We start from the raw sequence: 20,397 nt of genomic DNA, 5'->3' as shown, positions 1-20,397 counted from the left end.
ATGTCGAGTTATCGTTTAGGAAGATAATTAGATGGGTTGACTGATTTTCCACGGAACCGAATTTCAAAATGAAGCATTACACGAGTTGTGCCCGTTTGCCCCATAGTCGCAATAACCTGCCCTTGCTTAATTCGTTGCTTTTCCTTGACAAATATTTTGTCATTGTGAGCATATGCACTAAGGTAATCGTCATTATGTTTAATAATAACTAACTTACCATAACCTCTTAATGCAGCCCCAGCATAAACCACTTTACCTGTGGCGGCAGCAACAATGTTACTGCCCTTCAATCCAGCTATATCTATCCCTTTGTTGCCCTGCTCTTGTGCAGAGTACGCCGATACTACACGCCCTTTCGCTGGCCAAATCCATTTGGAAATCTTTTTGGCTTTGCTACTTAGCTTCGAAGCCGAATATTGTTGTGGCGAATATTCTTGCTTGTTGGTTGAGCGTTTTGGCTTAGCTACATCCTTAGAATACCTGTCTTTTTTTTGACTATCAACACTTTTCCGCCATTTTTTTGACACTGGAGGTTTTTTTACTATAGGGACAGGTTTCTTTTTACCCGTTAGCGTTAACCAACGACCAGGATAAATGACATAAGGTGATGGGATATTATTGAATCTAGCCAATGACTTAGGGTTAATTCCGGCCGCGAAAGATATCGAATATAAGGTGTCACCTTTAATGACTTTATATTGAGTGCCAGATAAGTGACCAGGCCTTATTAGTTTTTTTGACGTTGAGATAGATGAGACAGGTGCTGGACCAGTGTTGTTGGCGCAGCCCGCAAGGTAGCTAAAAGCTAAGCTACAAATAACTACCTTAATAAAACGGGATACGTCCATGATAATGTCATCCGTTACTGAACATAAATAAGCGCTGCCACAATAATGGCCATTACTGTCCAACCAATGGCATCAATCCATTTTTTAAGCTGTTGCTCCATTCTGGGACCGCCCCATTTCATTAATGATGCGACCAGGAAAAAACGCAGCCCTCGACCAACTAGCGATACCAGCATAAAAGGCAAAAAGACCATTTGCATCACACCGGCAGTGATCGTAAAAACTTTGTAGGGTATTGGGGTGAAACTCGCGATAAAAATAACCCAAATCCCTCGTTCATCGAACCAACGTTCTGCTGTCGCTAGTTTATCTTGGTAACCCACCGCTTCAATCATTGGCATCACCAGAGAGTCATAAGCAAGATAACCCAACAAATAACCAATAACGCCGCCAGCCACCGAAAAAATCGTCGCTAATAACGCGTAGTACATTGCGCGATGCGGTTTAGCTAAAGACATTGGCGCCAACATCACATCAACCGGGATCGGAAAAAATACCGACTCGGCAAAACTCATCGCACTTAAATAATATGGTGACTTTTCATGACGAGCAGCTTTCATCGTCCATTCGTATACACGGGTAAAAATTTTCAACAAAGATCTCCAGCAAGTAATGGTACAAATTTAACCGCTTCAATCTGTTGCTGACTAAAACGATCTCCTTCTCGGGTAATTAACATCAACACTTGGTTACTTTCCCCAACAGGAATAATGAGCTGACCGCCATCACGCAGTTGCGCTAGCAGCTCGGTTGGGATCTGGGCAGCTGCAGCAGTAACCATAATGGCATCAAAAGGCCCCTTAGCTGCCCAACCTTGCCAGCCATCGCCATGTTTCATCGCGACATTATGTAAGTCTATCAACCTTAACCTGCGCTTAGCTAGGCGTTGCAATGCTTTTATACGCTCGACCGTAAACACTTTATCAACCAACTGAGCCAAAATTGCACACTGATAACCAGAACCCGTACCAATTTCAAGTACCTTGCTCAATGGTCCCCGTGCCAACAATATTTGGGTCATTTTAGCAACAATGTAAGGCTGAGATATGGTTTGGCCGTAACCAATAGGTAAAGCGGTATTTTCGTAGGCCTTAAATTCCAACGCCGGATCAAGAAACAAATGACGCGGGGTCGCCGCTATTGCGCCGAGCACCGCAGGATTGTTAATGCCATTATTTTTCAAGCGAGCAGAGAGTCGCTCGCCTTGCATATTAAATTTCAATCCGGTTTTATTCATAACTCAGCGGCCCAGTTCCTTAGTTTTTCAATCCGGTGATGTGCAGTAAGGTCGACCGTAATCGGTGTTATCGACACATAGCCCTGGGCTATTGCATGAAAGTCGGTACCCTCTCCTGCATCGTCTTCTTTGGCTAATGGACCAACCCAGTAAATGTCACGCCCGGCAGGATCTTGGGTTTTTACCATAGTCGTTGCTCGATGCCTAGCACCGAGTCGAGTCACTTTAATGCCCTTGATTTGATCAAGCGGCAGATCAGGTACATTAACGTTGAGAATTTGGTTGGCCGGTAATGGGCATTGCCCTAAATGACTGACAATTTTTTGCGCGTAAAAACCGGCACTATCATAATGAATGAGTGCTTTACCAGCGAGCGACATCGCCACGGCTGGCAGCCCCATGTAACGCCCTTCCATGGCGGCCGCAACCGTGCCTGAATAAATCACATCATCACCTAAGTTAGCGCCAGCGTTAATACCGGTCACAACCAAGGCAGGATCTTGTTCCAGCAACATATTTAGCGCCAGGTGAACACAATCTGTAGGCGTGCCGTTTACCGCCACAAAACCATTCGCTCGAGTGCTGGTGCGTAATGGATTAACCAAGGTCAACGAGCTACTTGCGGCACTACAGTTACGATCAGGTGCAATCACACTAACGTCAAATAATTGGGCCAACCAACGATGTAACGCCTCGATTCCTAAGGCGTCAACGCCATCATCGTTACTAACCAATATTCTCACATTAACTCCTAGATTTACTTAGTTGAGAGTAATCAACAACTTGACATATTTCACGTAAAACACTGGTCGCATATGATCCCGCTGGCAACTCAAACTCAAGTTCCACGGCGTTATCAAGTGCTCGCCATGCCATATTTTCAGGATATAACATTAAAGCTCGGCGCTCTTGCTTGAGGCCTGCATGCTCAAGACCAGCTGTTAACTCGCTATGAGTTTGCGCGATGCTTTGCTCAAAATCAGCAGCCTCGTCATGCGACGACAAGCGGCCTTTGCCCCACATCGGCGCGCTTAATATGACATCACGGGCGGCAAAGCGCTCGATAATCGTTTGATCATTTGACTCTGGCGTAAATGAGGCTTTACTGCCCGCTAACATCAGCGTATCACCCGTAAGTAACTTCTTATGCTGCGCGCTGGCGATTCTTTGGCTCACTATATCATTAAATATCAATGATCGTGCCGCAGATAAATAGATTGAACGTTTGTCTCTATTTTTTACTTTTTTACCGCCAAACATCACTAATGCCGCATCGATGTTATAACCGTCAAAACCAAAACGTTGTTGGCCAAAATAATTGGGAACCCCATGGCTTTTAATCTGCTGCAATCGTTCAATCAAGGGCTGTTCTAGGCTGAGACCTCTTAATATAAGCTTGAATTTATTGCCTTTTAAGGCGCCTCGGCGCAACTTTTTGCTGTTGCGCTCACTTGACAAGACCCGAATGTTTTCCGATTCAAGTAACGCGACATCGGGCGACTCAAGACCGGGTAATTGAATGCTAAAATATTGCTGGGTGATCGCATGGCGATCTTTAAGACCGGCGTAACCAATCACTTTATTACTGACATTGGCCCAGTGCGCTAATTCACGCACCACCGCCGTCGTATTCAAATTGGTTTTTTCGATGTGAAGAATGACATGCTCACCGAGACCGTCAAAACCATAACCTAAGTTTTCATTGACCTGAAAATCACTTGGCTGTGAACGAATAGTCGCCTCAACTTCAGGCTCACCGTGTAAATATAACCATTGTGGAAGTATCATTGCGAAGCGCCTTGAGTAGCTGAGTTTTTAATTAACAAGACCACGGCATGACAGGCGATACCTTCTTTACGTCCAACATAACCTAATTGCTCGGTGGTCGTAGCCTTAACATTGACTTGGCTGATATCAGCAGCTAAATCTTGTGCTATCGTTTGCCGCATTGCCTCTATGTGTGGTGCCATTTTAGGAGCCTGAGCAACAATAGTGAGATCTAAATTAGCCAATTGGTAACCTTGCCCACTAATTAACTGCCACACATGGCGCAATAAAATACGCGAATCAACGCCTTTAAATTCAGCATCGGTATCAGGAAAATGACGTCCAATATCGCCTAACGCACACGCGCCTAATAAGGCATCGCACAAGGCATGCAGTGCAACATCACCATCTGAATGGGCCACTAACCCTTCGCTATGCTCAATGTTAACACCGGCGATCACTATCGGTCCTGGACCACCAAATTTATGCACGTCAAAACCATGACCTATTCTTATCATTTTACTTCCTGGGTAATACGTTGTTGCTGAGCTAAAAAGAGCTCGGCTAAAGTTAAATCTTCCGCGCGCGTAACCTTGATGTTGTCACTGCGCCCGTCCACTAGTGTCACTTGATATCCGGCCCATTCCATCGCTGAAGCTTCATCGGTAATGGTTACTTTCTGCTCTAATGCACGTGCTAGGGTCAAACGTAAACTATCGAGATCAAATAACTGCGGCGTAAGTGCATGGTATAGCAATTGTCGGTCAACTGTCTGAGCAATAGTGCCATCACTGTTGGCTCGTTTCATGGTGTCACGAACCGCACAGGCTAAAATAGCACCACGTTTTTGGGTTTGCGCAGCTATCAACCGATCTAAATCAGTGAGTGTCAAACACGGCCTAGCAGCATCATGCACTAATACTCGCCCTTGCGCTGGCAGCGCTTGCAACCCTGCCAATACCGAGTCAGCCCGCTCACCGCCACCAACTACTGTGGTTATTTTTGGGTGCTTAGCAATGGTCAATGTTTCAAACCAGCTATCATCAGGCGCCAATACCACCACAACACGCTCTATCGACGGATGGTTTAATAACGGCTCAAGGCTATAATGAATAATTGGTTGATTAGCGATCGTTAGGTATTGTTTAGGCAATGCAGCCCCCATGCGACGACCGATGCCTGCCGCAGGCATTACTGCATAAAGTGCTAAGTTGGAATGTGGCTGTGCTGTCATATATTTTACTATCTTACTACTCAATAATTCTGAAAAAAACTTCGTCGGCTTTAACTAAGCCCAGTTGATTGCGTGCCCGCTCTTCTATGGCCGCTAAGCCATCTTTAAGATCGGCAATTTCTCGGTATTGCAGCTGATTTTTATGTTCTAGTGCTTGGTTCGCATCGGTCTGGCTTATTATTTCTTGCTTTAAAGTAACATAGTCTGGCCAACTGTTTTTGCCGAACCATAAGCGTTGCTGCAATAACACGAATAAGACAACTAAGATGGTAGTAAAAATTTTCATAAATAAGTTTATACCAATCCCATTAATTAAGTGATCTCTTGAGCTTGATTAAACCCATTAATCCTGCGTTGCTCTCATTCCTAATAGCTAGCTATTACTTAATCGAGCGCCTTGTCTAAATTAGTTTTCTCTACGCACAACAAGATCATACATTTATTGTAATTGGTATTATCCAATAATGCGTCGCTCTTAAATTTTCTGCCAATGTTCCTAATACTCATTGTATTAATGAAGTGAGCTATTTTGTAACAAGAATAAACAGATGAAACACTGGTTGATGTTCCTGACTGAACTTAAGCACCAACATCTATATCGGCGAGGCATTTATTTATATATAAAGCGCCAGCACCAAGTCACTGGTATAACTATTTACGGCAAGACTCTTCAGCCTTAGCCGATTTTTGCGCACCTACGTGGTCGCACTATAGAACATAAATAATCCAGCTATTATTTGCTTAGACCATGAAATACATTCAACTTATTTATGCAATAGGCACTGTATTGTGATCCTCGCCTAATATCATGCAAAAGCCAAGCACTAAATGACAAACTCTAACCAACGAGGCTTCAAATATTGTGAATCTCTAGATTAAGCTCTGTTAGACTATATTCTATATTGTGCTCGACACTTTAAATTTAATTACGTTAGGACTGACCACTATGAACTTCAACGACGATTCGGTATTAGTATTTTCAACCGACAGCGGCCGGATAACACCCACCACACAACCAAATCCAATCGCAAGCGGTGATGGTATTGTAAGAATTCGCCGCGAAACTAAAGGCCGTAAAGGAAAAGGTGTTATCACTATTTCAGGTCTGGCTCTTGATGCGAGTGCGTTAAAGAAACTCGCTAAAGATTTAAAAAAACTTTGCGGTTGCGGTGGCTCGGTTAAAGATGGCATTATTGAAATTCAAGGCGACAATCGCGAGGTCATTAAAGGGTTTCTTGAAAAGAAAAACTTTACCGTAAAACTCGCAGGCGGCTAATTGTCTCTCATTACTTTAAAAACAGACTGAGTTTAGGCCCATGGAAAGCTTACAAAATCATTTTTTACTTGCGATGCCAAGTCTTGACGATTCTTACTTTCATCGCGCCGTTATTTATATTTGTGAACACGACGAACAAGGGGCAATGGGGCTTATTATTAATCAGCCAATTACCCAACTAACCGTCAAGCAACTGTTAGAAAAAATAGAAGTAGCCAGCGACGTATTGCAGCCACAAAACCTCAATAGCCATGCATTCAATGGCGGACCTGTCAGTCCTGATCGTGGTTTTGTATTACACAGTCCGCAAATCCCGTGGGGCAGTAGCGTTCAGTTATCTGACGATCTGATGGTCACGACATCAAAAGATATTTTAGCAGTCATGGGTACCGACGCCTCTCCAAATAAATACTTAATGGCACTGGGTTATTCGGGTTGGTCCGCGGGCCAACTAGAGCAAGAGCTATTAGATAATTCTTGGTTAACCTTGCCTGCCGATCCAAGCATTATTTTTGATGTCTCCCCTGACGAACGCTGGCAACATGCCACTAAGCAGCTGGGGTTTGAAATATGGCAACTAAACTCTCAAGCAGGTCATGGCTAGGCGCGACACGATGTCGACGCCTGCTTTGGGTACAATCTAAATTACAATCTAAAAAATGAGCAAAATATAGCTATGACAACGATGTTAGCATTTGACTTTGGCACCAAGAGTATTGGGGTTGCCATCGGTCAAACAATCACCGCCACGGCCAGTCCCTTGGCCGCAATAAAAGCCCAAGATGGCATCCCCAATTGGGATCTAATTGAGCAATTAATTAAAGAATGGCAACCAAGCCAAATTATAGTCGGCTTGCCAACCAATATGGATGGCACCGAGCAACCAATGACGCTGCGCGCGCGCAAATTTAGTCAACGAATTTACGCCCGCTTCAAGATACCAGTGGTTACTCACGATGAACGTTTAACCACCGCAGCTGCCAAAGAAAGATTATTTGAACTGGGCGGTTACAAAAAACTGACCAAGGGAAAAATAGATAGTGTTTCAGCCGTATTAATCTTAGAGAGTTGGTTTGAAACCCAGTTTTAAGTAACAATAACAGCAATTAAGCCGCCACTAATACGGCGGCTTAGTCCTATTATTCACTCATGTCTAACGTGATATTATCGAGTAAACTACTACTGGTATCATTATCATTTTCTTTTTCACCATGAAGTTTAATCATCAAACGTAAATCATTTGGCGAATCCGCATGATGGAGTGCATCGTCATAACCTATCTCGCTATCCTGATATAGCTTAAATAACGCTTGGTCAAAGGTCTGCATGCCTTGCTCATTAGATTTGGCCATGGTTTCTTTTAACGCGTGTAATTCACCTTTAGCAATAAGATCAGAAACACGAGATGAGTTTAATAAAATTTCAATCGCGGCACGTCGACCTTTACCATCAATCGTTGGCACTAATTGCTGTGCGACAATGCCACGCAAATTTAGCGACAGGTCAAACAATAATTGGGCGTGCTTTTCTTTAGGCACTAAATGCATAATACGCTCTAACGCCTGATTGGCATTATTAGCATGCAAGGTCGCGACACATAGGTGACCAGTTTCAGCAAAGGTTAACGCAAATTCCATCGTTTCTTGCGAGCGAATTTCACCGATTAAGACGACATCGGGTGCTTGGCGCAAGGCCGACTTTAACGCCGCGTCAAATGACTCGGTATCAATACCAACTTCACGTTGAGTCACAATGCTTTTTCGATGTTCGTGAACAAATTCTACAGGATCTTCAATCGTTAAAATGTGACCACCAGAATGACGGTTACGATGGCCAATCATTGCAGCCAGCGAGGTCGACTTACCTGTACCCGTTGCGCCTACCATGATTAACAAACCACGTTTGCTCATCATCACATCTTTTAAGATATGCGGTAGTTTTAACGCATCCATTTCTGGAATTTCCGTTTCGATACGCCGCGCGACAAACCCCGCCATATTACGCTGCCAAAAGGCACTCACCCTAAAACGACCGATCCCGTCGACAGCTAACGCAAAGTTACACTCTTTGGTATTATTAAATTCGTCGCGCTGCTTATCATTCATCGCGCTATACACAATAGCTAACGCTTGATCTTCAGATAATGCTTGCGGATCAATTGGCACGAGTTCGCCATGTAATTTTATGCTAGGTTTGGCGTGAGCTGAAATGAATAAATCAGAGCCCTCGCGATCGCTTAATATTTGTAACAGACTGTTAATATCCATCATTTCACCTATATCTTTGCTTTACCTGAACCTTTTAGTTCGGCATCTTGGCGACTGATCACCCCACGGTTAACCAGATTAGATAATGATTGATCTAAGGTTTGCATGCCGTGCGACATACCAGTTTGAATCGCTGAATACATTTGAGCGACTTTAGCTTCTCGGATCAAATTACGGATAGCAGGAGTGCCCAGCATGATTTCATGAGCTGCAACACGTCCACCACCTACTTTTTTAATTAAGGCTTGCGAAATAACTGCTTGCAACGATTCCGATAACATCGTTCTGACCATATCTTTTTCCGCCGACGGGAATACATCAACAATACGGTCAATGGTTTTGGCCGCCGAGGTCGTATGCAAGGTGCCAAAGACTAAATGACCTGTTTCTGCCGCCGTTAAGGCTAAACGAATCGTTTCTAAGTCTCGCATTTCACCGACTAAAATAATATCAGGATCTTCACGTAGCGCGCTGCGCAATGCATTATCAAAACTGTGAGTATCTCGATGTACTTCACGTTGATTGACTAAACACTGTTTATTTTGATGAACAAATTCAATCGGATCTTCAATGGTTAAAATGTGCTCTCGTCGAGTTTCGTTAATGTAATCAACCATTGCGGCTAAGGTGGTGCTTTTACCCGAACCTGTCGGCCCAGTCACTAATACCAAACCACGGGGGAAATCGGATATTTTCTTGAAGATCTCTGGCGCGCCTATTTGCTCTAACGTTAAGACTTCACTAGGGATGGTACGAAACACGGCACTAGGGCCACGATTTTGAACAAAGGCGTTAACCCTAAATCGCGCTAAATCTGGGACTTCAAACGAAAAATCTGACTCTAAGTCTTTCTCATAGTCTTTTCGTTGTTTATCATTCATGATGTCGTAAACCAGACCATGCACTTCTTTGGCATCTAGTGGTGGGATATTAAGTTTTCTTACCTCACCATCGACGCGGATCATTGGCGGTACTCCCGCTGATAGATGTAGATCGGACGCTTTGTGCTTGACACTAAACGCCAATAATTCTGTAATATCCATATTATGTAGCAACCTTAAGCAAATTAATTATTATGAATATCATATCATCACATATAAGTTCAGCAATCAACACGATCGAATCAATCGAAAAAAAATTCAAAATAGCTCATGGCACGGTCAGCCTGCTGGCGGTCAGTAAAACCAAACCTATCAACGCAATAGAGCAAGCGATGGCTGCTGGTCAGCGCGCTTTTGGGGAAAATTATGTGCAAGAAGGTGTTGAGAAAATCCAACACTTTAATGATGACAGTTTATGCTGGCACTTTATTGGGCCGTTACAATCAAACAAAACCAAGTTAGTGGCGGAAAACTTTGATTGGGTTCATACCATCGACCGCTTGAAAATAGCCCAGCGTCTTAATGATCAGCGCCCCCAGCAACAGCCACCACTGAACGTATGTATTCAGATAAATATTAGCGGTGAAGCGAACAAGTCAGGTATCAGTCCAGAGCAATTGATGCCACTGGCTCAAGAAATATCCAAGCTAGGACAACTGACACTACGAGGTTTGATGACCATTGGCCATAAAAGTGATGATCTCGATTTGATCGCCGAGGAGTTTTCGCAAATGAATCAACTTTTTGAGACGTTAAAACAAGAGTTTGCTACAGTAGATACCCTATCAATGGGCATGAGTAGCGATCTTCAGTTGGCGATACAACACGGCTCAACCCTCGTCAGAATTGGCAGTGCCATTTTTGGCCAGCGCGACATAAAATAGGTGTATATCTAAGATGGAACAAAAAAAAATAGCCTTTATTGGCGCCGGAAATATGGCGCGCAGCATTATTGGTGGTTTGTGCACACAGCACTACCCAGCCTCACTGATCATGGCTTCCAACCCGAGCCAAGGTAAATTAGACCAACTACAACATGACTTTGGTATTTTAACCACCAATGATAACAATCACGCACTCGAGTGGGCAGATGTCATTGTATTAGGCGTTAAACCTAATTTAATCGAGTCAGTTGCGACCGACATGAGCAACGACAACCTCAACGACAAGCTGTTTATTTCGATTATTGCTGGAGTACAATCATCTCGCTACCAAGATTATTTTGGTCAAGCTATTCGATTAATTAGAACCATGCCTAATACACCTTCTTTGCTTGGTAAAGGCATGACGGGTCTTTACGCGCCTGCCAGCATCGGTGATAACGATCGGGCCATTGCCTCTCAAATCATGAGTGCGGTTGGTGAAATTTTATGGGTTGAACAAGAGCAACACATTGATACTGTTATTGCTTGTTCTGGCAGCTCACCCGCTTATTTCTTTCTGATGATGGAATATATGCAGCAAAGTGCCATAAAAATGGGCTTAAGCGGCGAAGAAGCTCGACTGTTAATACAACAAGCAGCGTTAGGCGCAGCCGAAATGGTTCGTCATAATAACCATTTGGAGTTATCACAATTACGCCAACAAGTGACTTCAAAAGGAGGTACTACTCATGCCGCAATCGAAACATTTAAGCAGCACAACCTAGAGAAGACCATTGATGACGCGATGAAAAGTGCCGTAAGCCGCGCTCAAGAAATGGCAAAACAGTTTTAACTTTATAGGAATATAACTACTAATGAATGCATTTAGCTTCTTAATCGATTTCGTGTTTGATACCTACTTAATGATCGTGTTACTGCGGGTATGGCTGCAATTAGCTAAGGCTGATTTTTACAATCAGCTAAGCCAGTTTGTGGTTAAAGCGACTAACCCACTATTGGCTCCGATGCGCCGCATAATTCCGGCAATCGGTGGCTTAGACACGGCTGGTGTTGTGTTGGCTATTATCGTTGCAGCCGCTAAATTTACCGCGTTAATTAGCCTCGGCGGCGGCAGTATTACCATGGCGACGTTACCAATATTAGCGTTGGTGTTAGTGTTAAAAACTGCCGGCACTATGGTTTTTTGGGTGATGATTATCCGCGCAATTTTAAGCTGGGTTAGTCAAGGCGGCCATCCAATTGAGCATCTAATGGCGCAACTAAGTGAGCCATTATTGGCACCTATCAGACGCTTTATGCCTGCGTTAGGCGGGTTAGACCTGTCGATGATTGTATTATTTGTTGGCTTAAATTTTCTTAATATCTTATTAGGTCAGTACATTCCATTTTGGGCAGCACTTTAACCCCGCCCATATCAAGTAAAATGCTTGCTTTAAAGGCTAATCCCAATCGTAATTGGGATTAAAACAGTCGTTGAAGCAAGCGTTTAATCATCCATTTAGCCCCACTAACATCATTAATTAACTATTCACCTGCGGCAATAATCTCATAAGCGGGTTAAACTAATCACAAATTGGTATACTAATACCAAGCAAAGCTCCCGCTATCATTTACCATTACAATTGAGGACTACTCCATGTTGTCATTATCAAAAATACTCTCAGCATTCGCGCTGTTTATTGCCAGCACCTCGCTAACAATGGCCGATTCAGCAGGTCAATATCAACAGTCAGGGCGTTATCAAATTCACTATATCGCTTTAACTTCAACCTTTTTAACCCCTGAAATATCAAAAACGTACAAAATAAAACGTTCGAGATATAATGCTTTTGTCAATATCTCAATTCTTGATACCTTGCTCGATGGCAATCCAGCAGTAACAGGTAAGTTAACGGGTAAAGCGGTTAACTTAACGGGCAATACTCGCACCCTCGACTTTAAAGAAGTTATCGAAGGCGATGCTATTTATTATATTGCCGAGCTGCAATTTCGTAATGAAGAACGTTTTACTATTTCTGTCAATCTAACCAATAAAGATGGCCTCAACAGTAAAATTAGTTTCAAACAACAATTCTACGCTGAGTAAAAATAGCAAGCGGTGTCGCTCGGTAGTGATTGATACCAATTCCGTTAAATGGTCGGTTAATTATCAGAATTGGTATGAGATGCATTCTAGACTAAAGAATTGCTATAATCGGCGCTATCAAGATAGTGATCCGGCACATCGCCAGCGATCAATTAAATTAATTAGGTTTTCACATTATGAAACAGTTTGTTTTAGCTACTGGTAATAAAGGTAAAGTTGCAGAACTAGCAAGTATGCTAGCCCCTTTAGACATTGAGCTTTTGCCCCAAAGTCATTTCAATGTGCAAGATGTGCCTGAAACCGGCACCACCTTTATTGAGAACGCGATCATAAAAGCGCGCCATGCCGCAAAAATTACCGGGCTACCTGCCATTGCTGACGATTCAGGTCTTGAAGTCATGACTTTAGGTGGCGCGCCAGGTATTTACTCAGCTCGATATGCCGGTGAAAACGCCAGCGATCAAGCCAATATAGATAAGCTGCTTGAGCGCCTTAAAGATACCCCAGACGCTCAACGCCAAGCGCGATTCGTTTGCGTATTGGTTTATATGGCCAGTGAAAATGATCCTACGCCGATCATTTGCCAAGGTTTTTGGGATGGTGCGATTACGCGTGATCAGCAGGGATTATCTGGCTTTGGTTACGATCCAATATTTGCGGTTAACGATCATGATTGCACCAGTGCCGAACTGAGTAAAGCCACTAAAAATCAGATCAGCCATCGCGCCCAAGCATTGCAGCAGTTATTGCCACAATTAAAGTTACAAATAGCACAACAGCAAGGTTAGTTTTACATGCTCTCATTACCACCACTTAGTCTCTATATTCACATTCCTTGGTGCGTGCAAAAATGCCCTTATTGTGATTTTAATTCCCATGCCTTAAAAAGCGAAGTGCCACATGTTGCTTATGTTGATGCATTATTGGAAGATCTCGAGCAAGATTTAGTTCATGTGCAGGGTCGAAAATTGTATTCAATATTCATTGGTGGTGGCACCCCGAGCCTGCTCGAGCCCAAACAAATGAAACGCTTGCTTGATGGCGTCAAGGCATTAATTCCCAGCTCGAATGAGCTAGAAATTACCATGGAAGCCAACCCTGGCACAGTTGAAAGCGGCCGTTTCGCCCAATTTCAAGCGGCAGGCATCACCCGAATATCTATCGGTGTGCAAAGTTTCCAGGCGGATAAACTGATAATTTTAGGTCGTATTCACGATAGCAATGAAGCTATTAATGCGGCAAAACAAGCGCAAGCTCTTGACCTGCAATCCTTTAATATCGATTTAATGCACTCATTACCAGCCCAGCAAGTGACCGATGCATTGGGTGACTTAAAGCAGGCAATAGCATTAGCTCCGCCGCATTTGTCATGGTATCAATTAACCATTGAGCCCAATACTCAGTTCCATTCAAAACCGCCTCGCTTACCCGAAGACGATGTGCTGGCCGATATCTACGATGCCGGACGTGACGCATTAACGGCCGCTGGTTATCAACAATACGAAATATCAGCATTCGCCAAACCCGGATTTCAGTGCCAGCATAATCTCAACTATTGGCGCTTTGGCGACTATTTAGGCATTGGTTGTGGTGCCCACTCAAAGATCACCGATGTTAGTTCTGGCAAAATTTTACGCGGTGAAAAAGTTAAACACCCCAAAGGTTATTTAGATCCAGAGCAAGATTATCGCTATAAAAGTTGGCACATCGAGACCGAAGATCTCGCGCTAGAGTTCTTTATGAATCGCTTTAGATTAGTTGAACCATGCCCACGGCAAGACTTTTGTCATTTCACTGGCTTAGATGAGTCATCGGTCAGAGCGCCGTTAGAAGTAGCAATCCGTAAAGGCCTGATAACTGAATCAGCAAGCCATTGGCAAGTTACCCCGTTGGGTCAGCGATTTTTAAATACATTACTCAATATTTTTATGGATCAATAGCTAAACTTTTATTGTTAGTGTTAACCCGTTAATATTTAAATTAATCGTTGTGACTGCACAGGTGAAATAAATGAGATTGAACAGATTAATTGCAGCAATAGTCAGCGGCGCCTTGATGTTGGCCGGTTGCAGTCAAACCCCAACATCGCCAGAGCAATCAATAGAGCAAGCTTCGTCTAAATCTGAGACTTCGCTGACGGCACCTAAAACAACGAATAAGCGGCCCAAGAAAACGGTCACTAAACGGGTTAACAACAAACTAGCAATCATCAAGCAAGCATCGATTAAAGCCAATCAATTATTTAATAACATAGCTAAGCAGAGCTTCAATCGTTCAGTTAACACAACAGTGCTTAAAAAGCATTTACAGCGCTTAAGCCAAATTAATCCTAAATTATTAAATAAACCAACACAGTTAAGCTACCAGCTAATAAAAACAACGCTTGAGTTAAAATACATTACATTACGCTGGTCTAATTATAATTACCCGCTGAGCCCAGCAAACCAAGACCATCTGCGGCCAATTAATCAGTTATTACTCAAAAAGCTCACCAGCCAAAGTGCCATCGATAATTACATTAAGCAGCTGACACGTATCAAACCACAAATGTTAAGCTTGACTCAAACGCTAAGAGACCGAGAGTTAGCCGGTGTTATGCTGCCGTATTTTGTGTTTGAGCAGCTAATTGATGAATCGGTTGCTATCATCACTGGCGCCCCTTTTGACCAAGGCGATGACAGCCTATTATTAAATGATTTCAAGAATAAACTATCTCAACTCACCATTGAACCAGATCAGCAGCAGCGGTTAATTAGTGCAGCAGAAGTCGCTTTAACAACCCAGGTTAAATCAGGCTATTCAACGTTAATTAGTTACTTACGCGCGCAACAGTCACGCGCTAGTCACGATGATGGCGTTTGGAAATTTCCACGCGGTGCGTTTTACTATCAGCAATTGTTGCAACAAGCGACCACCAGTACTTTAAGCGCTACTGAGCTTCATCATCTCGGACAAGCTGAGATTATTAGTATTCACAGTGAAATACGTAATATCATGGCAAATATGGGGTTTACTGGTGATATTAGTCAGTTTTTTGAGTATATTCGCACCGATCCGAAATTTAACTTTACCCGCGCAAGCCAACATCAAGCCGCTATTGCAACCACCACAGCCCACTTGAATAAAATAGTGCCACCGATGTTGCCAGCACTAGTGAGTTGGCCAGTGGAAGCGAACGTCAGCAGTCAGTATGCTAATAACGATCTATATAATAGTGCTTCAGTGGCGAAATATCAGTTAGCGGCATCGCTTATTCAGCGTAATTTCCTTGGTCATCATTTGCAAACGATCGTCACGAATACGCAACAGCAATTACCTAAATTTAGAAAATCAATAAATTTTCCGGCTTACTCCCAAGGCTGGGCATTATATAGCGCACGCTTAGCTGAACAGTTCAAATTGTATAGTCAGCCGCATGATAATTTAGGTCGACTCACTCTTGAATTATGGCACGCCAGTAAGTTGGTGATAGACACAGGCATCCACTCTCAGCAGTGGACCCGAGAACAAGCAATTGAGTTTTTAACCCTCAATACTGCGGCGCCTGTTGCAGCGATAATTAAAACAGTAACACACTCAATTGTCGCACCAGCACAAGCTACAGCGCCATTTTTCGGAATGTTAACGATTACCGAGCTGCGCCAAACGGCGCAACACGCTTTAGCCAAAAAGTTCGATTTAGTTAAATTTCATGATGCGCTGTTACAAAATGGTCAATTACCGCTTCCTTTGTTACGCCAACAGATTCAAGCTTATATCAAATCTTCAAAGTGACTTAGCTTAGCTAATTGTAATTGTCAGCTGAATAACCGCGCCTATCTGCGGCGGGTTTTCGTCGAGTAATTCTTGATGCTTCTGCGGTGAAACGTTAAGGCTGAGGGCGCGGTAGTAGACCCTCCAGTGCTGCGATTTAGGGCATACCTTTTTTTCTTCTTCAACACACTTATCATCAATTAATTTGAGAACATGCTGAACTTTAGCCACCCGATATAAAGCAGTGACCGACTGCGCCGAAAATGCCGAACCACTCATAAGTAGAGCGCCTAACAACAAACTAACGACTAGTGATAATCGAGACATTGAATTTCCTTTAAAAAAAACCTATAAAGTTACTATACGCGATTAGGCACGGAAATTACCAGTGACCCACTTTCGAGCATCCCAGCGATAACGCATTATATCGATTTAATATTTACCACATTAAATTCAGCTAATTGAGGGATACTCTGATGTAACTGATGCTCTAACGCATCAAGTTGCTCAATTTTTTGACACAGCTGATTAGCTTGTTGTTCTAGTTCGGCGCCTTGCAGGTTTAGCTGCTGACTGAACTGTTGCAGTTTTTTCTGAGCGTCTTGCCAGCTTGCTTGGCCTGTCACGATCATTTGCCCCAGTAAAGCCAGTATCTCTGCCGTAGCGACGCTAGCGAGTTGCTTTAACTCTTGCGCCATTATCTTGCTAAACTCTTCAGGATTGCTGCCTGTCAACTCGGTTGATAGCAGATATTGGCCAGCTGGTTGGTTAATTAATGGCGCCAAGCGCTGTTCGAGCTGATTGGCAATATATTCAACTTGACTGGCGCTTTTATTATCATCGGTTAAGCCATTTAATAAGCTGCTAATGGCTTGCTTAACTAAAGTAAGCCCTTGGCTGACAAGCACAGATATTTGCGGGGCTAACTCTTGAATTAAGCGGTAGTATTGATCGAGCAGTGACTGTTGTTGCTTGGTTAAATGGATTTTAACGCCATCAATATATAATTGGCGACTATCTGTCACGCGATAAAGAGATTGGCTATTACGTAATATTTGGATCTGCTGCGGAGTGACTTTTACACTATGCTCAAGGCTAACTTGGCAACGCAGATTAGTTACGCTTACCGGCTTACTTTCAGCAGATGCACTTAATGAGACAAACGCACTCAGTGCCAAAACCAATGGTATTTTCACGATACAGCCCTCAAATTAGCTAATAAATAAACTGAGTAAGAGTGTAGAGGCTAACAGAACAAGATCAAGCTGAGGGGATAAAAAGAGGGAATAGCTGGCCAACATCAGTAAACTAACATTGGCCGAGGTAGTTAATCGTTAAATTAACCCCACCAAAGATCGAATAATTCTGTAACTTCAATCTTTTCCATGCCTTTGCTTTCTAGGAAGCTTTGTACTGCACTGCGATGCTCTTCAGTACACTTGCCAAGCTTTTGAGTACAAACTAGGCCTTCCCAAACCAAATCGCCGCCGCCAGCAAAACCTAGCGTATTAACTTCGATAACGTCATTAACTAACTCATCAACTAACGTATCAATTTGCTCATTATTAGTGCCTTCAGGGAACGCCCAAGTCACTTCAAATCCTAACTCTTGAAACTCATCAACGCGTAATTTCTTACGTAAACGGGCATTACGCTTTGCATTCTCTTTCATAATATTTCCTTAATAAAAACCAAGTTTAAATCATAACTATTGACCATTGTAGCCTGATTCATTCAGGTTTACAGTGCTCTAGGATAAAAAATCCGCTTTTGACCTACTTAACCCGTTGATACATCATGTCCCACACGCCATGACCTAGTCGATGGCCGCGCGCTTCAAACTTAGTTAACGGTCGATGCTCAGGACGCTCAATGTAATCACCCTTAGTTGCTATATTAAGGTAACCTTCCTGAGCATTCATGACTTCTACCATGTGCTCAGCATAATTTTCCCAGTCGGTCGCCATATGAAATATGCCATCAAGCTTTAAACTGCTGCGGATGTTCTGCGCAAACGCGGCTTGCACAATTCGGCGCTTATGGTGACGAGTTTTATGCCAAGGATCTGGAAAAAACAACTGCATGCAAGACAAGCTGTCTTTAGGAATACAGTCGGCCAGTACTTCAATCGCATCATGGCAATAAAGTCTTAAGTTGGTTACACCCTGTTCTGCTGCTTCTAATAAACATGCACCAACACCTGGTGTATGCACTTCAATGCCAATAAAGTTTTTTTCAGGCGCTGCTTTAGCCATCGCCACTAATGACTTACCCATGCCAAAACCGATTTCGGCCACGACTGGGTTATCATTACCAAAAACTGCAACCAGATCGATTAAACCGTCTTTATGCTCTAGGCCCATGATTGGCCACTGGTTTTCCAAGGCATTTTCCTGGCCCTTGGTTAATCGTCCTTCTCGCTTCACAAAGCTACGTACGGTGCGAATATAGACACCCTCTTTAATCTTTTGCTCGACGATATCGTTGTTGCTGTGCTCAGTCATACTAATGCGACCTACCCTTAGTTGGTTAATCAGTGGTAATAGTGCTACGGCGACGGTAAACTCAGCGCCATCACCTGCCACTTACTCTAAAAGCCAAATTATAAACAATGTCGAGCACAAATACATTTTCTAAAAAAATTATCTCTTGGTATCAAGAGCACGGTCGCAAAACACTGCCTTGGCAAATCAACAAAACACCATATCGAGTCTGGGTGTCTGAGATTATGCTGCAGCAAACCCAAGTTGCTACTGTGATCCCGTATTACCAGCGGTTTATGGAGCAGTTCCCAACCATTATTGACTTGGCCAATGCACCAAGTGATCAAGTTTTGCATCTATGGACAGGGCTAGGTTATTACGCCAGAGCGCGTAATTTGCATAAAACGGCGCAAATAGTTCGTGATGATTATCAAGGCGAATTTCCGACGGCCTTTGAACAGGTATTAGATTTACCCGGTATTGGTCGCTCAACCGCAGGCGCTGTGTTATCACTGTCGCTTGGTCAGCCCCACCCGATCCTTGATGGCAATGTAAAACGAGTTTTAACCCGTCACTATGCGGTAGAAGGCTGGTACGGAGTAAGCAAGGTCGAAAAAGAGCTATGGCAATTAAGTACCGAGCTGACACCAGCTGATGCCACCAGTCAATATAATCAAGCGATGATGGATCTTGGGGCCTCCTTGTGTAGCCGCAGCAAGCCACAGTGTCCATTGTGTCCGGTTCACCAAAGTTGCATCGCCCATATTGAAGATCGTACTAAAGAGTTTCCCCACTCAAAACCGAAAAAGAAAACCCCAGTAAAAATCACCAACATGCTGATTATTGAAGCCCAGGGTCAGGTTCATTTAATTAAACGACCACCGACGGGAATTTGGGGCTCTTTGCATTGCTTCCCTGAGTTTGAGTCAGCCCAATTAATGAATGATTCACTCGGCGACTTAATTGAGCAAGGGGAACTGACAGCGCTTGCCCCCCTGCGCCATACATTTAGTCATTTTCATTTAGATATAACGCCGTACCATTTAAAATTAGCACGCCTACCTGATAATATTGTCATGGAATCACAACAGGCTCTCTGGTATAACTTAGCGCATCCGCAGCAGGTCGGTTTGGCCGCTGTGACTCAATCATTATTAAACCAACTTATTACTTCATAGAGGTTCCCGATGGCTCGTACTATTTATTGTATCCACCTAGACAAAGAGGCTGAAGGCCTTGACTTTCAATCACTGCCAGGCGACTTAGGCAAGAAAGTTTTTAACAATATCTCTAAAGAAGCTTGGGGCCGTTGGATGTCAAAACAAACCATGCTGATTAACGAAAAGAAATTAAACTTGATGAGCACCGACGATCGCAGTTTTCTTGAAGCGCAAATGGTCGCCTTTTTGTTTGAAGGCAAAGAAGTTCAAATTGACGGTTATACCCCGCCAAGTAAATAATTAACCGGTTAACTAGCGTTATTTTAATCAATACGAGCAGTTTTCAAGCAACCGATGCGATTCAACGTTTATTTTATAAATAAACGTTGACTTAAACCGCCAAAATCTATTTAATAGCCGCCGTTGCCTCGATAGCTCAGTCGGTAGAGCAGAGGATTGAAAATCCTCGTGTCCCTGGTTCGATTCCGGGTCGAGGCACCATTTATTATTTATAATAAAGG

26 protein-coding genes and 1 tRNA gene are annotated in these 20,397 nt (G+C 43.3%); 13 read left to right on the top strand and 14 right to left on the bottom strand.

Features of this window, described 5'->3' with window-relative positions; genetic code table 11:
• Window positions 1–8 precede the first annotated feature (8 nt).
• From HRU23_01245 to ftsB, 8 genes are read right to left on the bottom strand one after another with little or no spacing between them, the layout of a single operon-like run.
• On the bottom strand, window positions 9–848 hold the full coding sequence (locus tag HRU23_01245) for a peptidoglycan DD-metalloendopeptidase family protein (GenBank protein ID NRA52746.1): 840 nt from the start codon (window positions 846–848) through the stop codon (window positions 9–11).
• 14 nt (window positions 849–862) lie between these two features.
• Window positions 863–1,441 (bottom strand): DedA family protein, encoded by a 579-nt coding sequence (locus HRU23_01240; protein NRA52745.1) that lies wholly within the window; start codon window positions 1,439–1,441, stop codon window positions 863–865.
• Window positions 1,438–2,070: a protein-L-isoaspartate(D-aspartate) O-methyltransferase gene (locus tag HRU23_01235; GenBank protein ID NRA52744.1), complete on the bottom strand. Its 633-nt coding sequence runs from the start codon at window positions 2,068–2,070 to the stop codon at window positions 1,438–1,440. The genes HRU23_01240 and HRU23_01235 overlap by 4 nt, the downstream gene beginning before the upstream one ends.
• Window positions 2,071–2,081: 11 nt before the next feature.
• Window positions 2,082–2,828 (bottom strand): 5'/3'-nucleotidase SurE, encoded by a 747-nt coding sequence (surE, locus tag HRU23_01230; GenBank protein NRA52743.1) that lies wholly within the window; start codon window positions 2,826–2,828, stop codon window positions 2,082–2,084.
• Window position 2,829: 1 nt separating this feature from the next.
• Window positions 2,830–3,873, bottom strand: coding sequence for a tRNA pseudouridine(13) synthase TruD (locus tag HRU23_01225; GenBank protein ID NRA52742.1), 1,044 nt, complete (start codon window positions 3,871–3,873; stop codon window positions 2,830–2,832).
• A complete protein-coding gene (ispF, locus tag HRU23_01220; GenBank protein ID NRA52741.1) occupies window positions 3,870–4,370 on the bottom strand; it encodes a 2-C-methyl-D-erythritol 2,4-cyclodiphosphate synthase in 501 nt (166 codons plus the stop codon). The genes HRU23_01225 and ispF overlap by 4 nt, the downstream gene beginning before the upstream one ends.
• On the bottom strand, window positions 4,367–5,086 hold the full coding sequence (gene ispD, locus HRU23_01215; GenBank protein ID NRA52740.1) for a 2-C-methyl-D-erythritol 4-phosphate cytidylyltransferase: 720 nt from the start codon (window positions 5,084–5,086) through the stop codon (window positions 4,367–4,369). The genes ispF and ispD overlap by 4 nt, the downstream gene beginning before the upstream one ends.
• A 16-nt stretch (window positions 5,087–5,102) precedes the next feature.
• Entirely contained in the window at window positions 5,103–5,372 is a 270-nt protein-coding gene (gene ftsB / locus HRU23_01210; GenBank protein ID NRA52739.1) for a cell division protein FtsB, read from the bottom strand.
• A gap of 660 nt (window positions 5,373–6,032) precedes the next feature.
• On the opposite strand from ftsB, the gene yciH reads away from it, so the two are divergent.
• The 3 genes from yciH to ruvX all read left to right on the top strand — a co-directional run bounded on the left by yciH (window position 6,033) and on the right by ruvX (window position 7,452).
• Window positions 6,033–6,362, top strand: coding sequence for a stress response translation initiation inhibitor YciH (gene yciH / locus HRU23_01205; protein ID NRA52738.1), 330 nt, complete (start codon window positions 6,033–6,035; stop codon window positions 6,360–6,362).
• A 40-nt stretch (window positions 6,363–6,402) separates the two neighbouring features.
• The gene (locus HRU23_01200) at window positions 6,403–6,966 is read left to right on the top strand and encodes a YqgE/AlgH family protein (protein NRA52737.1); all 564 of its coding nucleotides are present in this window, start codon (window positions 6,403–6,405) and stop codon (window positions 6,964–6,966) included.
• 72 nt (window positions 6,967–7,038) lie between these two features.
• Window positions 7,039–7,452: a Holliday junction resolvase RuvX gene (ruvX, locus tag HRU23_01195; protein NRA52736.1), complete on the top strand. Its 414-nt coding sequence runs from the start codon at window positions 7,039–7,041 to the stop codon at window positions 7,450–7,452.
• 49 nt (window positions 7,453–7,501) lie between these two features.
• Here ruvX and HRU23_01190 read toward each other — a convergent pair whose 3' ends face one another.
• Window positions 7,502–8,629 carry a PilT/PilU family type 4a pilus ATPase gene (locus tag HRU23_01190; GenBank protein NRA52735.1) on the bottom strand — a complete coding sequence of 376 codons (1,128 nt, stop codon included), beginning with the start codon at window positions 8,627–8,629 and terminating at the stop codon, window positions 7,502–7,504.
• Window positions 8,630–8,637: 8 nt separating this feature from the next.
• Complete coding sequence (locus HRU23_01185) at window positions 8,638–9,672, bottom strand: type IV pilus twitching motility protein PilT (protein ID NRA52734.1); 1,035 nt, start codon at window positions 9,670–9,672, stop codon at window positions 8,638–8,640.
• A gap of 32 nt (window positions 9,673–9,704) precedes the next feature.
• Here HRU23_01185 and HRU23_01180 point away from each other — a divergent pair, with 32 nt between their 5' ends.
• The 7 genes from HRU23_01180 to HRU23_01150 all read left to right on the top strand — a co-directional run bounded on the left by HRU23_01180 (window position 9,705) and on the right by HRU23_01150 (window position 16,254).
• Window positions 9,705–10,394 carry a YggS family pyridoxal phosphate-dependent enzyme gene (locus HRU23_01180; protein ID NRA52733.1) on the top strand — a complete coding sequence of 230 codons (690 nt, stop codon included), beginning with the start codon at window positions 9,705–9,707 and terminating at the stop codon, window positions 10,392–10,394.
• 13 nt (window positions 10,395–10,407) lie between these two features.
• Window positions 10,408–11,226: a pyrroline-5-carboxylate reductase gene (locus HRU23_01175; protein ID NRA52732.1), complete on the top strand. Its 819-nt coding sequence runs from the start codon at window positions 10,408–10,410 to the stop codon at window positions 11,224–11,226.
• Between the two features lie 22 nt (window positions 11,227–11,248).
• Window positions 11,249–11,797: a YggT family protein gene (locus HRU23_01170; GenBank protein NRA52731.1), complete on the top strand. Its 549-nt coding sequence runs from the start codon at window positions 11,249–11,251 to the stop codon at window positions 11,795–11,797.
• A 296-nt stretch (window positions 11,798–12,093) separates the two neighbouring features.
• Entirely contained in the window at window positions 12,094–12,480 is a 387-nt protein-coding gene (locus HRU23_01165) for a DUF4426 domain-containing protein (GenBank protein NRA52730.1), read from the top strand.
• A 173-nt stretch (window positions 12,481–12,653) separates the two neighbouring features.
• On the top strand, window positions 12,654–13,268 hold the full coding sequence (locus tag HRU23_01160; protein NRA52729.1) for an XTP/dITP diphosphatase: 615 nt from the start codon (window positions 12,654–12,656) through the stop codon (window positions 13,266–13,268).
• Between the two features lie 6 nt (window positions 13,269–13,274).
• The gene (gene hemW, locus HRU23_01155; protein ID NRA52728.1) at window positions 13,275–14,420 is read left to right on the top strand and encodes a radical SAM family heme chaperone HemW; all 1,146 of its coding nucleotides are present in this window, start codon (window positions 13,275–13,277) and stop codon (window positions 14,418–14,420) included.
• Between the two features lie 70 nt (window positions 14,421–14,490).
• Window positions 14,491–16,254: a DUF885 domain-containing protein gene (locus HRU23_01150; protein NRA52727.1), complete on the top strand. Its 1,764-nt coding sequence runs from the start codon at window positions 14,491–14,493 to the stop codon at window positions 16,252–16,254.
• Window positions 16,255–16,260: 6 nt separating this feature from the next.
• Here the strand turns inward: HRU23_01150 and HRU23_01145 are convergent, their stop codons facing one another.
• From HRU23_01145 to trmB, 4 genes are all read right to left on the bottom strand, one after another.
• Entirely contained in the window at window positions 16,261–16,560 is a 300-nt protein-coding gene (locus HRU23_01145) for a hypothetical protein (protein NRA52726.1), read from the bottom strand.
• Between the two features lie 95 nt (window positions 16,561–16,655).
• Window positions 16,656–17,429 carry a DUF2884 family protein gene (locus HRU23_01140; GenBank protein NRA52725.1) on the bottom strand — a complete coding sequence of 258 codons (774 nt, stop codon included), beginning with the start codon at window positions 17,427–17,429 and terminating at the stop codon, window positions 16,656–16,658.
• Between the two features lie 143 nt (window positions 17,430–17,572).
• Window positions 17,573–17,905, bottom strand: coding sequence for a YggL family protein (locus tag HRU23_01135; protein NRA52724.1), 333 nt, complete (start codon window positions 17,903–17,905; stop codon window positions 17,573–17,575).
• Between the two features lie 103 nt (window positions 17,906–18,008).
• Window positions 18,009–18,737, bottom strand: a complete 729-nt coding sequence (gene trmB / locus HRU23_01130; protein ID NRA52723.1) for a tRNA (guanosine(46)-N7)-methyltransferase TrmB — start codon at window positions 18,735–18,737, stop codon at window positions 18,009–18,011.
• A gap of 107 nt (window positions 18,738–18,844) precedes the next feature.
• On the opposite strand from trmB, the gene mutY reads away from it, so the two are divergent.
• The 3 genes from mutY to HRU23_01115 all read left to right on the top strand — a co-directional run bounded on the left by mutY (window position 18,845) and on the right by HRU23_01115 (window position 20,377).
• Window positions 18,845–19,894 carry an A/G-specific adenine glycosylase gene (gene mutY, locus HRU23_01125; GenBank protein ID NRA52722.1) on the top strand — a complete coding sequence of 350 codons (1,050 nt, stop codon included), beginning with the start codon at window positions 18,845–18,847 and terminating at the stop codon, window positions 19,892–19,894.
• Between the two features lie 9 nt (window positions 19,895–19,903).
• Entirely contained in the window at window positions 19,904–20,176 is a 273-nt protein-coding gene (locus HRU23_01120) for an oxidative damage protection protein (GenBank protein ID NRA52721.1), read from the top strand.
• Between the two features lie 125 nt (window positions 20,177–20,301).
• A tRNA-Phe gene (locus HRU23_01115) sits at window positions 20,302–20,377 on the top strand.
• Window positions 20,378–20,397: the final 20 nt, after the last annotated feature.

This window comes from Gammaproteobacteria bacterium (genome assembly GCA_013214945.1).
In the GTDB taxonomy this organism is placed as follows: Bacteria; Pseudomonadota; Gammaproteobacteria; order Enterobacterales; family Psychrobiaceae; genus Psychrobium.
The sequence above is the reverse complement of the archived record's forward strand: the minus strand, read 5'-3'. Positions and strand labels throughout refer to the sequence as shown.